General features: G+C 40.6%; 14 protein-coding genes and 1 pseudogene. 8 read left to right on the plus strand and 7 right to left on the minus strand.

All coding sequences use genetic code 11. From position 1 onward, the window contains the following. Positions 1-3: 3 nt before the first annotated feature. From HW098_RS00660 to HW098_RS00670, 3 genes are all read right to left on the minus strand, one after another. On the minus strand, positions 4-1,515 hold the full coding sequence (locus HW098_RS00660) for an ABC transporter ATP-binding protein (protein WP_004242726.1): 1,512 nt from the start codon (positions 1,513-1,515) through the stop codon (positions 4-6). Between the two features lie 797 nt (positions 1,516-2,312). Then, complete coding sequence (locus HW098_RS00665) at positions 2,313-3,287, minus strand: HAMP domain-containing histidine kinase (RefSeq protein WP_176138957.1); 975 nt, start codon at positions 3,285-3,287, stop codon at positions 2,313-2,315. Further along, positions 3,280-3,957, minus strand: a complete 678-nt coding sequence (locus tag HW098_RS00670) for a response regulator transcription factor (protein WP_000548993.1) — start codon at positions 3,955-3,957, stop codon at positions 3,280-3,282. The genes HW098_RS00665 and HW098_RS00670 overlap by 8 nt, the downstream gene beginning before the upstream one ends. Before the next feature lie 155 nt (positions 3,958-4,112). Between HW098_RS00670 and HW098_RS00675 the strand changes: the two genes are divergently transcribed. Then, complete coding sequence (locus HW098_RS00675; protein WP_176138958.1) at positions 4,113-5,186, plus strand: DUF2974 domain-containing protein; 1,074 nt, start codon at positions 4,113-4,115, stop codon at positions 5,184-5,186. A gap of 162 nt (positions 5,187-5,348) precedes the next feature. On the opposite strand, the gene HW098_RS00680 is transcribed toward HW098_RS00675, so the two are convergent. Next, a complete protein-coding gene (locus HW098_RS00680; protein ID WP_176138959.1) occupies positions 5,349-5,786 on the minus strand; it encodes an Rrf2 family transcriptional regulator in 438 nt (145 codons plus the stop codon). Between the two features lie 75 nt (positions 5,787-5,861). Continuing rightward, a complete protein-coding gene (locus HW098_RS00685) occupies positions 5,862-6,704 on the minus strand; it encodes a metallophosphoesterase family protein (RefSeq protein ID WP_176138960.1) in 843 nt (280 codons plus the stop codon). A gap of 111 nt (positions 6,705-6,815) precedes the next feature. On the opposite strand from HW098_RS00685, the gene HW098_RS00690 reads away from it, so the two are divergent. The 5 genes and pseudogenes from HW098_RS00690 (at position 6,816) to HW098_RS00705 (ending at position 9,262) form a co-directional block, all read left to right on the plus strand. After that, positions 6,816-7,466, plus strand: coding sequence for a metal-dependent transcriptional regulator (locus HW098_RS00690; protein ID WP_176138961.1), 651 nt, complete (start codon positions 6,816-6,818; stop codon positions 7,464-7,466). Further along, positions 7,447-7,630: pseudogene (locus tag HW098_RS10800) on the plus strand (hypothetical protein). Before HW098_RS00690 ends, HW098_RS10800 begins: the two are co-directional and overlap by 20 nt. Continuing rightward, positions 7,587-8,297 carry a nicotinamide mononucleotide transporter gene (locus HW098_RS00695; RefSeq protein WP_176138962.1) on the plus strand — a complete coding sequence of 237 codons (711 nt, stop codon included), beginning with the start codon at positions 7,587-7,589 and terminating at the stop codon, positions 8,295-8,297. The pseudogene HW098_RS10800 and the gene HW098_RS00695 overlap by 44 nt, the downstream one beginning before the upstream one ends. A 119-nt stretch (positions 8,298-8,416) precedes the next feature. After that, positions 8,417-8,830, plus strand: a complete 414-nt coding sequence (locus HW098_RS00700; protein WP_068843989.1) for a hypothetical protein — start codon at positions 8,417-8,419, stop codon at positions 8,828-8,830. Positions 8,831-8,848: 18 nt separating this feature from the next. Then, positions 8,849-9,262 (plus strand): hypothetical protein, encoded by a 414-nt coding sequence (locus HW098_RS00705; RefSeq protein ID WP_079120199.1) that lies wholly within the window; start codon positions 8,849-8,851, stop codon positions 9,260-9,262. A gap of 38 nt (positions 9,263-9,300) precedes the next feature. Here the strand turns inward: HW098_RS00705 and dtd are convergent, their stop codons facing one another. Together dtd and HW098_RS00715 are read right to left on the minus strand one after the other, a co-directional pair. Continuing rightward, entirely contained in the window at positions 9,301-9,744 is a 444-nt protein-coding gene (gene dtd / locus HW098_RS00710) for a D-aminoacyl-tRNA deacylase (RefSeq protein WP_068843991.1), read from the minus strand. Positions 9,745-9,773: 29 nt separating this feature from the next. Beyond that, entirely contained in the window at positions 9,774-11,996 is a 2,223-nt protein-coding gene (locus HW098_RS00715) for a bifunctional (p)ppGpp synthetase/guanosine-3',5'-bis(diphosphate) 3'-pyrophosphohydrolase (protein ID WP_176138963.1), read from the minus strand. A gap of 379 nt (positions 11,997-12,375) precedes the next feature. Between HW098_RS00715 and HW098_RS00720 the strand changes: the two genes are divergently transcribed. After that, the gene (locus HW098_RS00720; protein WP_313970275.1) at positions 12,376-12,603 is read left to right on the plus strand and encodes a hypothetical protein; all 228 of its coding nucleotides are present in this window, start codon (positions 12,376-12,378) and stop codon (positions 12,601-12,603) included. 123 nt (positions 12,604-12,726) lie between these two features. Continuing rightward, positions 12,727-13,356 (plus strand): MBL fold metallo-hydrolase, encoded by a 630-nt coding sequence (locus HW098_RS00725; protein WP_176138964.1) that lies wholly within the window; start codon positions 12,727-12,729, stop codon positions 13,354-13,356. The last annotated feature ends 42 nt before the right edge of the window (positions 13,357-13,398 follow it).

The following is a 13,398-nucleotide window of genomic DNA, read 5'->3' on the forward strand; positions in this document are numbered from 1 at the left end:
TAGCTATTTCAAAATTACAAGTTCTCCATTCTTAATTTCCCAAACTTGGTCAAACTTACTTAATAATTCGTTTTGGCGATGTAAAGTAACAATGACGGCACTTGGTAGTTCCAGAACTCTTTCCAATTCCATTTTAAACTGATTAGTATCCAAGGCAGAGAAAGGTTCGTCTAGGATAAGCAATGGATTTTTACGATTTTTCTCACGATTTAAATACATTCGTTGTTGCTGACCACCTGACAGGGATTGTGGTGGAATTTTTTCAAAATCTTCTTCTCTGAATTTTTCATTGAAACTATTGAATAGCGTTACATTATTTTCATAACTCGAAATAAATGTATGTTCTTGTTGCAGAATCATACCGAATCTTCCCCAAAGATGGTCCAAAACAAGCCCATCTAGCACAATTTGTCCTTCAAAATCTTCATCTGTTCCATTTAAAATGTTGAGAAGACTACTTTTTCCAGACCCATTCTTACCAATAAGCGCAATTTTATCCCCTTTTTGAATCGTAGCGGAAGTAATTATCAATTTTGATTCTCCCAGTTGTTTGGAAATGTTTTTCAAAGTAATCGTATCAAAAGAATGTTGAGGTGCTTGAACTGAAACGGGTCTCCCAACAATGTTTTGAAAACTCTTGATTACAGGCTTTACGGACTCTAACATTTGTAAATCATAAAGGATTTCCTGTATTGGTTCAGAAAAAGCATTAATATATCCGAAACTTGCCACCACCTCAGGAATACCGAGTTGCTGGTGAGATAGAGAGTAGGCTAAATAAATAAACAGAACAAGACTAATGAATTCAAACGAAACACCTGTCAATAAGATGCCTGTAATTTTTGTCAAACCATACTTAAAATACTTATCCTGCAAATTCTTTAGAGAACTCTTTTGTTGATTCAAAAAATGCGACATAGTTAGTTTATTTACCAAATGATGTCCCATGAGCAAATCCTCCAAAGTTCGATAGTAATCTCCTTGTTTTTTCAAGTAAACCTGTCTACGATTAGCGGTCAACTTCCCAACGATTTTAGGAATTTGAATACTAATTCCAGTGGAAAAGATTAAAATCAGTGATACAATAGGATTAATTGTTCTGCTAATAATGAAAGCATAAATGATAATACGTAAAATTTGTTTGATAAAACTCATCAATGGAGGAAGGTAATCCTTTTCCAACGAATCTAGGTCATTAGATTGATAGGAAATATACTCTGCTACTGTTTTCTGCTTGAAATCGTGGTGACTGAGTCCCAGAAGTGAACGAAACCACTCATTTTTCAAAGTAGTCGAAAAGATAATCCCCTGCTTCCAATCAAGTATCATTTGGATATAGTTACAACTCAAATAGCCTGCCACTGACATAGAGTAACCATATAGAGCTACTTGATAATCCCCTTTGATTAATGCCTGCGTGAAATACGGTAACAAAGCTGTGCAGATATTCGATACTACACCAAAAAGAAAATTAAAGAAGAGATACCATCTAATAGTTTTAAGATATGGTAGCATATACGATACTCCTTGCTAATGCGTTTTTTACATATCGCAGAACAATCTCTACTATTCCCTATTTCAGATAGTGCGATACTCGGACATTGAGTGCAATAATTGTAAATCACACAAGTACTGCCGTTTTTACTATCATTCAAAATATAATTTGCTATTTTGTAAAATATAGGTCTATCCCATGTTTCTTTGATAGATGTAAAATGAATATTTCCCATACTTCTATTGAAAGTAAGCTTTTTCAGTTTTTCTAACGATTTAGGCTATTTCGTGACACACCCACAATCCGTGAAAATTCTGGTTATATCAGATTATGTGATTTTCGTAAGAATTTTATATTGTCTCCAATCATGGCAGTCTCCTTTTACTTGATAAAACTATTATAACATTTAGAAATTAAAAACTGGTTCAAAATCAATAGAATGTGTGTATTCGATACATTCAATAAATTCTTGGAAACAATTCTACACCAGTTACACAAATCTATATACACCTATCTCATTCAAAATAAAAAGAAAGCTGCAGTTCTTTTAATCCTGTATCAACGATTCATTCTGAAATCGAATAGGAGACATTTCCCAAGTCTACAATTCACTTCATCTCAAATTAATTTTTGTAATTCACCCTTAGTTTATAGATTTTATACTCAACAAAAGTATGAAGCATACAAAACTTCACTTTGAACCAGTATTTATACTATATTCCGTATTAAAAATTCTATTATTAGTTTTGTAAAAAACAGTCTTCAAATATCCTGAAATATAGCAAAAAGAGATTGGGTAAAAACTCATTGTCTCTTCTCACTCAAGGACTAAGTTCACTTGAGCAAACTGAATCCGCACTGTCGTTCCTTTTCCGACCTCAGACTCGATGCGAATCTGGTGCCCCAGTTCTTCAGAAATTTTCTTAGATAGGTAAAGTCCAAGTCCAGATGACTGCTGGGTTAGGCGTCCATTATACCCTGAAAATCCACGTTCAAAGACTCGGAGGACATCACTGTTTTTTATCCCGATTCCCGTATCCTTGATACAAAGCTCTTGCGCTTCCATATAAATCTCTAGCCCACCTTCCTTGGTGTACTTGAGACTGTTTGAGATAATTTGCTCAATGACCACTAGCAGCCACTTTTTATCCGTCACGATTTCTTTATCAAGGTCATGTAGATTGACATTTAAGCCTTTTTGAATAAAGAAAAGAGCATATTTACGAATTATCTCCTTAACCACGTCCTCGATTTGAACCTGCTTTAAAACCAAATCATCATGAAAACTTTCTAAACGCAGATACTGTAAAACTAGATTGGTATAGGAGTCAATCTTAAAAATTTCCTGTTCTAATTGCTGCTTTAATTGGCGGTCAGCTACTTCTGCGACTAAGAGTTGACTGGCTGCAATGGGGGTCTTAATCTGATGGACCCACAAGGTATAGTAATCCAGCAAATCCGTCAGTTTTCTTTCTGAATCTGACCTCTGCTGATAAAGTTCCATCTCACGCGATTCTAGTTTCTCAGCCAAAACTCTTTCCAATGGAGATTTGGCTTCCCTCTCACCATAGAAAAGTTCCTGACGATAGACCTGCATTTCCACCAATATGTCCCAAGTAAAAAATAAGATGGTCACAAAGCAACACAAGAGGAAAAAGTAGAGAAAGTAAGTTCCTAAACTTGCAAATAAAAACTGAAAGAGCAAAACCAGAAACGTCAAAGAAAGCAGATAAACCAAAAGACGACTACGGGAGCGCAGATAGGCTAGAAAAAATTGTTTCCAATCAAGCATGCTTCAGTCCGTACCCTATCCCTTTCTTGGTCTCGATAAATCCTACCAAGCCCTGCTCTTCCAACTTTTTACGCAATCGAGCCACATTGACAGAGAGGGTATTATCATCAATGAAAAAGTCACTGTTCCAAAGTTCCCGCATCAGGTCATCACGCGCTACGATATTGCCCGCATGCTCAAACAAAACGCGTAAAATCTGGAATTCATTCTTAGTCAAATTCAAGACTTGCCCTTGATAATGTACATCCATGGATTTGGTATTGAGAATCACACCGGCGTATTCCAGTAAACTCTCGTCACGCCCAAACTCATAGGAACGGCGTAACAAGCCCTGAACCTTGGCTAAAAGAACCTGCTGGTCAAAAGGCTTGGTCACAAAGTCATCCGCCCCCATATTGATTGCCATGACAATATCCATAGCCTGGTCTCTCGAAGACAGAAACATGATGGGGACCTTGGAAATCTTGCGAATCTCCTGACACCAGTGATAACCATTAAACAAGGGCAAGCCAATATCCATGAGGACCAGATGAGGCTCCGACTGAACAAATAGACTCAAAACTTCCATAAAGTCTTCTACCAGAACCACTTCAAATCCCCATTCAGAGAGCATTTTCCCGACCTGTTGACGAATGACCTGATCATCTTCTACTAATAAAATCTTGTGCATCTGATTCTCCTTTTCTATTATTATAACAGATTTTTCCATGCTCGAAGGTCTGAAACTGAATTTGAAAGAGCTTGTTTTTAGCCAACAAAGTGAGCCAATCCTACTAGCTAATTTGAGGAAAATTTGATAAGATAAATAAAAAGAAAGGAGCTCTTATGGCCAATATTTTTGATTATCTGAAAGATGTCGCACACGATTCCTTTTACGACCTTCCTTTAAATGAATTAGATATTTTAGCCTTAACAGAAACCACCTACCTCCCCTTTGATAATCTGGTCTCCACAGCTCCTCAGCGACTTTTAGAACTGGCTCCTCAGGTTCCAAGAGAATCTAACATGTTGACCAGCAAAAATCGCCTCCAGCTATTAGATGAACTAGCTCAACACAAACGTTTCAAAAATTGCAAACTCTCCCATTTTATCAACGACATCGACCCTGAGCTGCAAAAGCAGTTTGCGGCTATGACCTACCGCCTCACTCTCGATACCTATCTGATTGTCTTTCGTGGGACAGATGACAGTATCATTGGCTGGAAGGAAGATTTCCACCTAGCCTATATGAAGGAAATTCCTGCTCAAAAGCACGCCCTTCGCTATTTAAAGAACTTTTTTGCCCACCATCCTAAGCAGAAGGTCATTCTGGCTGGGCATTCCAAGGGAGGAAATCTAGCCATCTATGCTGCTAGTCAAATTGGGAAAAACTTGCAAAATCAAATCACAGCTGTTTATACCTTTGATGCGCCTGGTCTCCACAAAGAACTGTCACAAAGCGAGGGCTATCAAAGGATAATGGATAGAACCAAGGTCTTCATTCCACAAGGTTCCATCATCGGTATGATGTTGGAAATTCCTGCCCACCAAATCATCGTGCACAGTACTGCCTTAGGTGGTATTGCCCAGCACGATACCTTTAGTTGGCAGATTGAGGACAAGCACTTCGTCCAGCTGGATAAGACCAACAGTGATAGCCAACAAGTCGACACTACCTTCAAAGAATGGGTAGCCACAGTCCCTGATGAAGAACTCCAGCTCTATTTCGACCTCTTCTTTGGCACCATTCTTGATGCTGGGATTAGCTCCATCAATGACCTGTCTTCCTTAAAGGCGCTTGAACACATTCATCATCTCTTTGTCCAAACTCAATCCCTCACCCAAGAAGAAAGGGAAACCATAGGACGCCTTACCCAGTTATTGATTGATACCCGTTACCAAGCCTGGAAAAATAGATAAAAAGCTTATGATAAGGTAATACTCTTCGAAAATCTCTTCAAACTACGTCAGCGTCGCCTTACCGTACTCAAGTACAGCTTGCGGCTAGCTTCCTAGTTTGCTTTTTGATTTTCATTGAGTATAAAAACTTTCTCATAAGCTTTTCTTGTTTTAAAGAAAAAATTACTCCTTCATCTGACTCTCTGCATCAGCCACGACTTGTTCTAAGCTAGTCTGACCAAGTTCAGCCTCCATAGCCAGCTGGATTCTCTCCAATTTTTGATCCAAAACATCATGAATATGAGCTCCAACTGGGCAATTTGGATTTGGATTGTCATGGAAACTAAAGAGCTGACCTGTCTTACCAAGACACTCTACCGCCTGATAAACATCTAAAAGACTAATGTCTTTGAGATCCTTAACAATCTCTGTTCCCCCTGTTCCGCGCGCGACTGAAATCAGCTCTGCCTTCTTCAACTGGGACAAGGTTTTTCTGATAATGACAGGATTGACCCCGACACTAGCAGCCAGAAAATCACTGGTCACCTTGCTTTCCTTCCCCTCGAGAGCGATAATAATCATCATATGAGTCGCAATGGTAAATCTACTTGGAATTTGCATCCTCTTCTCCTTTTTACAAGGCTATCCTGCCTCTACTCTTCTTTTTCTTTTATTATACCCTTTTTAGTTGTAATGTCAATCGTTACCACCTTTTAACCAGGCATCTAATTCCCTATCATAGCCTTCTTTCTGGGCTAATTCTCTCAGAAATTCCTGATGATGAGTATGGTGGATCCCATTGACCAGACTTTCATAGTAAACCTCAAAATAGGGTAGTTTGAGGTCTTTAGCCAACTGCAATTCAGCTGCCACATCGTAGTCTACCCGTCGGAAGTCCATATCTACCAAGCCTTTGTCATCAAATTCTAAAATCATATACTGAGCTCGCAAGTCCTTCCGCAACTGGGCATCTAGAAAGAAAGGCTGCCCAATCGAACCTGGATTGACAATCAATTGCCCACCAGTCCCGTAACGAAGCAACTGCTGGTGAATATGACCATAAACAGCAATATCACAAGGGGGATTGGTCACCAAGCGGTCAAAATCCTCTTGCACTCCAGTATGAATCAACTCTCGCCCCCAGTTCTTATCAGGCAGATGATGGCTAATTCCCACCGTCAAAGCCCCAAACTGACGATGAAGCTGGAGAGGTTGATTGTGGAGCAATTCGATTTCTTCTAGGGATATTTCCCCTAAAACATACTGGCACTGGCGCAAGAGATAGCGTTGGCTGGGACGAGTACTATCCAATTCCTTGCGGACACCATGCCACAGACTGTCTTCCCAGTTTCCCAAAACTCTAGCCGTAATCGGTAGTTGAGCCAACAGATCCAAAATCCTTCTACGCCCTGTCCCTGGCATGAGAATGTCTCCCAAAAGCCAGTATTCATCCACTCCTAGCTGCCGAGCATCTGCCAGAACAGCCTCTAAAGCAGTGGTATTTCCATGAATATCTGAAAGAAGAGCTATTTTCGTCATATCCATCTCCTCGTTTTTTCTCTTGCAATAAGTATAACATAAAAAGTCACAGCTAGAGAAATCTAGCTTTTTTTGATATACTAGATAAAGATATTAGACAAGAGGAAACGAATGACCCCAAATAAAGAAGATTATCTAAAATGTATTTATGAAATTGGCACAGACCTGCATAAAATCACCAACAAGGAAATTGCGGCTCGCATGCAAGTCTCTCCCCCTGCCGTAACTGAAATGATTAAACGGATGAAAAGTGAAAATCTCATCCTCAAGGACAAGGAATGTGGCTATCTACTGACTGACCTCGGCCTCAAATTGGTCTCTGAGCTCTATCGTAAACATCGCTTGATTGAAGTTTTTCTAGTCCATCATTTAGACTATACGAGTGACCAGATTCACGAGGAAGCTGAAGTCTTGGAACATACTGTATCTGATTTATTCGTGGAAAGACTGGATAAATTGCTAGGTTTCCCTAAAACCTGCCCCCACGGAGGAACTATTCCTGCTAAGGGAGAACTCCTAGTTGAAATCAATAACCTGCCACTAGCTGACATCAAGGAGGCTGGCGCCTACCGCCTGACTCGGGTGCACGATAGTTTTGACATTCTCAGTTATCTGGACAAGCACTCACTTCACATCGGTGATCCGCTCCAAGTCCAGCAGTTTGATGGCTTCAGCAATACCTTCACTATCCTTAGTAAAGACGAGGATTTACAAGTAAGTATGGACATTGCCAAACAACTCTATGTCGAAAAAATCAGCTAATTTCTCAAGTATCCCAACTAACCCTGAAAGTTTGATTTTCAGGGTTTTATTTCTATCATTTGATTTTACTTTCATTTAGTTGTGGAATGTTTGTAAAAAACAAGAAAGATAGTTTAACCTATGAAAAAATCACTAAAAATTTTTGCGACATCCAAATGGTTTGACCTCTTCGGGGTTGCTTTGGTCGTTGGGATTGCGATTGCATCTGGTTACCTCAACTCACGTCTCGACAAATTTGTAGACTGGGGACCATGGACTGCTCTTGTTCCTTTTGAATTGATTTCCGTAACCAATGTTGGGATTTCCATGTTGTCCACTCGTTTCACGGGGAAATTAAACAAATGGGGAAATTACTTTGGTATTGTCAATACGATTTTATCTGGTACCATTGATTATATCCTTGGAAATAAGGCGGCCATTATCACCTATCCTGTCACCTTCCTCATTTATAGCTTTGCTATTAAGAAATGGGAAGCTTCGCAAGAAGGCAGACCCAACCAAATGAGCCAAAAACAGGTAAAATTGGCGGCCATCATCATTTCCATCATCGCCTTCCTCTTTACCTTTGTGACCAACTATATCGGCTATGGAGGAAAGATGAATCTCCTTGCCTACGTAACAACTATTGCCTTTGCACTGTCCCTCATTGCCAATGCATTGAACGCATTGAAATTAACAACTCAGTGGGGCTTTTGGTTGATTTACAATTTCGTCCAGCTGACAAAGGCTGGCATTCAAGGAAACTTTGCCAATATCGGAAAATACATCTTTTATATCCTCAATGCAATCGGAGCTTTGTTTGTCTGGAATGATGAAGAAGTGGAACAATAGGAGGAAACTCAAATAAAGAAATCTAATAGAATCTCCTTACTAAAATTTTTTATTATTTTACTTGTAACTTCCATTCTTTTGGAGTAGAATGAAGATAGATAAAAGAGGGAGGTCATCTTATGAAAAAACTCTTTAGAATCCATTTTACAGCAATTGCAGTCATCGATTTGCTACTATTCGCATTTTTTATCAAAAGACATGAGACATCTTTGGACTGGCTCCTACTCTCTGGTTTTATTTTCCTCCTTGTTCAAGGACTCCTGCTATTTCGCTTGGTTGTCCGACTCAAACATCATTTCACTGAGATTTATCCTCAAATCAATAAAAAGATTCGCTTCTACTATTTAGGGGTTCTCTCCATTGATTTTCTATTTTTTGTCCTTTTAACCTTCGTTAGTTCTCAGCGTTTTCCCTCTCTTATGCCAATTGTCACTGCTTGTCATTCTACTTTATATTATAGGACGGCGGACTACCTAAGAGAAAACTATCCTGACTTTTACAGCAAACACATCTCTTTATGGGAGTGTCTCTAAGGAGAAGGAGGTTTTAGCATGAAAAAAATCATCTTCATCAAAAGCACTCAACTTCTTGTCATTGATGGAATCATGCTGGCATTTTTGACATTTAAAGAGGGACTTACTTGGGATTGGATTTTGATTTATAGCGGTTGGCTCATTTTCTTTCATCCTGTGCTATTGACCTATCTTTCCAACCAGCTTTGTGACCACTTTAGTCAACTCTATTCTCAGATTAGACCGAGATTCTGGCGATTTGCCTTACAAATCCTCCTCTGGGATAGCCTGATGATTCTCTCCTTGATATGTTTAAGTAGCATCCCACTTTTCCTTCAGGGAACTCTCCTCATCCTAGGACATCTCATACTTTCCTATCACATAAGCCAAAGCCTGAAAAGAGACTTCCCAAAAGCCTATCAGGAACCGATTTCATTTTGGGGTATTTTATGATAGATGAGAAAGACCAAGCCGGCTGGGCTTGGTCTTTCTTATCTATTTTTAGTATCTAGGATAATGGTAACTGGCCCATCATTGACCAGCTCAACCTGCATATCCGCTCCAAAAATACCTGTCTGAACGGGCACTTCTTGCGCTAATTTTTGATTGAATGCATCATAGAAGTCTGATGCAATATCAGGCTTGGCTGCCCCTGTAAAGGCTGGACGATTGCCTTTCTTGGTATCCGCAAAGAGGGTAAACTGAGAAATAGAGAGGATTTCTCCTTCAATATCTTTGACAGACAGGTTCATCTTGCCTTCTGCATCTGAAAAAATCCGCATGTTGACCAGTTTTCTCACGGCATAGTCCAAATCTTCCTCTTGGTCCTCTGGTCCAACTCCAACCAGCAATAAGAGTCCCTGATTGATTTTTCCCTGAACCTGACCTTCGATACTCACTTGGGCTTTTTTAACCCGTTGGATAATGATTTTCATAATAGCCTTTCTAGTAAGAGCTAGGCCAATTAGCCATTGGTCCGTTTGACAGAATAGACTTCTGGCACACTCTTAATCTTGTCCACAACCGTGGTTAACGTCGAGAGGTTAGCAATACCAAAGGATACATGGATATTAGCAAATTTCATATCCTTGGTTGGCTGAGCGTTGACTGTTGAGATATTCTTGGTTGTGTTTGAAAGAACTTGCAGTACATCGTTCAACAGTCCTGTACGGTTGAGGCCGTAAATATCGATATGGGCCATATACTCCTTATTTGAGCTAGAGTACTGGTCTTCCCACTCCACATCAAGGAGACGTTGCTCGTAGTTTTCTTGGGCACGCAGGTTCATACAGTCCACACGGTGAATAGCCACACCACGCCCCTTGGTAATGTAGCCGACAATATCGTCACCAGGCACTGGATTACAACACTTGGCAATCCGCACGAGGAGTCCAGAAGCACCTTCAATGACTACACCACCCTCATGCTTGACCTTGATGGTTTCTTTATTTTCAACCTTGATTTCGCCACCTTTGACAAGCTCTTCTGCTTCAGCCTTGGCCTTGGCACGTTCTTCTTCACGACGTTCCTTTTCAGTCAGACGGTTAAAGACGGTAATAGCTCCAATTTCTCCAAAACCAATGGCCGCAAAGAGGGATTCTTCTGTCTTGTAGCTGGTCTTTTGTAGAACTTGGTCCATGTGGCGCTTGTCCATGAATTTATTGGCCACATAGCCATTTTCTTGGAACTGAGCCATCAGCATTTCACGACCCTTATTAACGGATAATTCCTTGTCTTGATTTTTAAAGAACTGACGAATCTTGTTGCGGGCCTTGCTGGTCTTGACCATATTGAGCCAGTCACGGCTCGGCCCAAAGGAGTTCGGGTTGGTGACAATTTCAACCTGATCCCCTGTCTTGAGCTTGGTTGTCAGTGGAACCATACGGCCATTGACCTTGGCACCCGTCGCTTTTTCACCGACTTTGGTATGGATTTCATAGGCAAAGTCAATCGGTCCTGAATCTTTTGGAAGGGAGCGGACAGCTCCATCTGGGGTAAAGACGTAAATCTCCTCAGCCAGATAGTTTTCCTTAACTGAATCCACAAATTCCTTGGCATCATCAGCCTGATCTTGGAGCTCCATCATCTCCTTAATCCAGTTCATCCCAATAGCTGATTCCTTGCTGTTGACCTGCCCCTTAACGCCTTTCTTATAAGCCCAGTGAGCCGCAACCCCGTACTCAGCCACCTCGTGCATGGCTTTAGTTCGAATCTGGAATTCAATCGGTCCTTTTGGCCCATAAACAGTCGTATGGATAGACTGGTAACCATTGGCCTTGCGATTAGCGATATAGTCTTTAAAGCGACCAGGCATTGGTTTCCAAAGTTCATGCACGTAACCAAGCATAGCATAAACATCACTTTGGGTATCCAAAATACAGCGAATGGCAATCAGGTCATAGATTTCCTCAAACCGTTTTCTCTTATCCTGCATTTTGCGGAAAATCGAGTAAATATGCTTGGGGCGACCGTAAATCTTCCCTTTTAGGTGACGATCTGTCGTATATTCCTCTAATTTTGTGACTACCTCATCCACCAAGGCTTCACGCTCCCTACGCTTTTCCTTCATCATATGGGTAATCTTGTAAAACTCCGTTGGATTGAGGTAACGGAAAGACAGGTCTTCCAATTCCCATTTGACACTGGAAATCCCCAGACGGTGGGCAAGTGGGGCATAGATTTCCATGGTTTCTTTGGAAATACGCTCCTGCTTGTCTTTTCTAAGGTGTTTCAGGGTCCGCATATTGTGCAAGCGGTCAGACAGTTTGACCAAGATAACACGGATGTCCTCAGACATGGCCATGAGCATCTTGCGATGATTTTCCGCTAATTGCTCCTCGATAGATTTGTACTCGACCTTCCCAAGTTTGGTAACCCCATCTACGATTACCCGCACATCAGGACCAAACTCTCTTTCCAAATCGTCCAAGGTCGCATCTGTATCCTCCACCACATCATGCAAGAAACCGCAAGCTACCGTTACGGCATCCAGCTTGAGCTTGGCTAAAATACCTGCCACTTGGATAGGGTGAATAATATAAGGTTCGCCAGATTTGCGGTATTGACCACTATGGCATTCCACCGCATAGACCAAGGCCTTATGGACAAAATGGACATCCTCTTCTGTTAAATATTCTTTGGTTAAAGCGACAACTTCTTCGCCTGTTAAATTCACTTCTTTTGGCATCTCTACTCTCCAATTCTTCCTACCATTTTATCACTTTTTTAAGAATATGAAAACTAGATTGGAACAGAATAGGAAAAAAATATTTCAGAATTGCTTGACAATTCTGAAATATTTTTTTATAATACATTGTACAGTTAGATTTTCTATTTAGGTGATAGAAGGAGAGATAGAAGAACGGAAACCATATTGTAACCGAAAGACTTTCTGACTTCCCCAATTCCATTGAATATACGAAAGATAAACGGTGGAACTCGTGTCACATACACTGGTACCTTGACTGGATTTTGGAATTAAAATCCTCAAGATGCTTTCTTTTATCCTTTAGTTTAGAAGGAGAACGCCTATGAAAAAAACTGCTATTTCTATCTTTGCTCTCCTAGTGTTAGGAGTTAGCTGCCTGTTTCTATTCAGCCAGCAAAGCTATAAAAAAACAGTCGTTCAGTACTATGCTAACGACCAGAACCTGCCCAATAGGATAACTTATAGTGAATATAGCGATAAACGAGAAGCCAACTACGGTGGCACTCTAAACATCACATCTATCAAACAAGCTAATGACGGAGTTTATGCAACCTATGAAGGGCAATTGACACCTCTCCAATATTGATAAATTGATAACCAGCCTGTCTTCATCTAGTCATGCTGGTTTTTAAGTTCATTCTAAATTCTTACCTATTCTCCCTAACTGTGCTATACTTAATTTAGTACATTCTTTGAAATTGGAGCTAATATGAAAATCCATAAAACTGTGAATCCTGTTGCCTATGAAAACACCTATTACCTGGAAGGTGAAAAACATCTCATCGTCGTCGATCCTGGCAGCCATTGGGAAGCCATTCGTCAGACAATCGAGAAGATCAACAAACCGATCTGTGCCATTCTATTGACCCATGCCCATTATGACCATATCATGAGCTTGGACTTGGTTCGTGAAACTTTTGGCAATCCTCCTGTCTATATCGCAGATAGCGAAGCCAGCTGGCTCTATACTCCTGTCGATAATCTCTCTGGACTACCTCGCCACGATGATATGGCAGATGTGGTCGCAAAACCAGCTGAACACACCTTTGTCTTTCACGAAGAATACCAACTAGAGGAATTTCGTTTCACTGTCTTGCCAACACCAGGGCATTCTATCGGTGGTGTTTCTATCGTCTTTCCGCAAGCTCATTTGGTCTTGACAGGTGATGCTCTGTTCCGTGAAACAATCGGACGGACGGATCTTCCAACTGGTAGCATGGAACAACTCCTCCATAGTATCCAGACTCAACTCTTCACCCTACCAAACTACGATGTCTATCCAGGACATGGTCCAGCTACTACTATCGCTCACGAAAAGACCTTCAATCCTTTTTTCTAGTAAAATGATGACAATATCTATCGCATTTTAAGTACACTATCC

The sequence above is a fragment of the Streptococcus sp. 1453 genome, from assembly GCF_013276955.1.
Classification (GTDB): Bacteria; Bacillota; Bacilli; order Lactobacillales; family Streptococcaceae; genus Streptococcus.

Excerpts from the sequence above, each read along its gene's own strand:
- HW098_RS00695 (WP_176138962.1), top strand. The coding sequence starts at position 7,587 with ATGAAAAAATCACTAAAAATTTTTGCGACATCCAAATGGTTTGACCTC.
- HW098_RS00665 (WP_176138957.1), bottom strand. The coding sequence starts at position 3,287 with ATGCTTGATTGGAAACAATTTTTTCTAGCCTATCTGCGCTCCCGTAGT.
- HW098_RS00670 (WP_000548993.1), bottom strand. The coding sequence starts at position 3,957 with ATGCACAAGATTTTATTAGTAGAAGATGATCAGGTCATTCGTCAACAG.
- HW098_RS00690 (WP_176138961.1), top strand. The coding sequence starts at position 6,816 with ATGACCCCAAATAAAGAAGATTATCTAAAATGTATTTATGAAATTGGC.
- HW098_RS00705 (WP_079120199.1), top strand. The coding sequence starts at position 8,849 with ATGAAAAAAATCATCTTCATCAAAAGCACTCAACTTCTTGTCATTGAT.
- HW098_RS00680 (WP_176138959.1), bottom strand. The coding sequence starts at position 5,786 with ATGCAAATTCCAAGTAGATTTACCATTGCGACTCATATGATGATTATT.
- HW098_RS00660 (WP_004242726.1), bottom strand. The coding sequence starts at position 1,515 with ATGCTACCATATCTTAAAACTATTAGATGGTATCTCTTCTTTAATTTT.
- HW098_RS00675 (WP_176138958.1), top strand. The coding sequence starts at position 4,113 with ATGGCCAATATTTTTGATTATCTGAAAGATGTCGCACACGATTCCTTT.
- HW098_RS00700 (WP_068843989.1), top strand. The coding sequence starts at position 8,417 with ATGAAAAAACTCTTTAGAATCCATTTTACAGCAATTGCAGTCATCGAT.
- HW098_RS00725 (WP_176138964.1), top strand. The coding sequence starts at position 12,727 with ATGAAAATCCATAAAACTGTGAATCCTGTTGCCTATGAAAACACCTAT.
- dtd (WP_068843991.1), bottom strand. The coding sequence starts at position 9,744 with ATGAAAATCATTATCCAACGGGTTAAAAAAGCCCAAGTGAGTATCGAA.
- HW098_RS00715 (WP_176138963.1), bottom strand. The coding sequence starts at position 11,996 with ATGCCAAAAGAAGTGAATTTAACAGGCGAAGAAGTTGTCGCTTTAACC.
- HW098_RS00685 (WP_176138960.1), bottom strand. The coding sequence starts at position 6,704 with ATGACGAAAATAGCTCTTCTTTCAGATATTCATGGAAATACCACTGCT.